General features: G+C 62.7%; 1 pseudogene. It reads right to left on the bottom strand.

The window, feature by feature from the left end:
• Positions 1-286, bottom strand: a pseudogene (locus P0G09_RS17685) (NADH:ubiquinone oxidoreductase, subunit RnfA); the annotation flags it as partial.
• Between the last annotated feature and the right edge of the window lie 25 nt (positions 287-311).

Below are 311 nucleotides of genomic sequence, written 5' to 3' on the forward strand. Positions count from 1 at the left end.
GGAGGGCGTGCTCAAAGATGCAGACCACCGCCACACAGGCCAGGTAGAGCAGCGGGCGGAGCTGGGCACGGTAGGGCAGATCCATGATCTGGCTGCCCGCAAAATACGCCAGCGGGGCCACCAGCGTCTGGGTAACACAGAGCAGCAGGGCAAACCACCAGCTGCTGGTGCGCTCGTCACCCACCAGCTGGATCAGGCGCGACACGCCCAGACCTCGGGTAAAGATGGCGTTCTGGGCAAACAGGGCCAGCACGGCGTAGGCAAAGGCCACACCGATGGTATTCATCACAGAACTCACTGATCCTGCACCT

The organism is Faecalibacterium sp. DFI.5.82 (genome assembly GCF_029076575.1).
In the GTDB taxonomy this organism is placed as follows: Bacteria; Bacillota; Clostridia; order Oscillospirales; family Ruminococcaceae; genus Faecalibacterium; species Faecalibacterium duncaniae.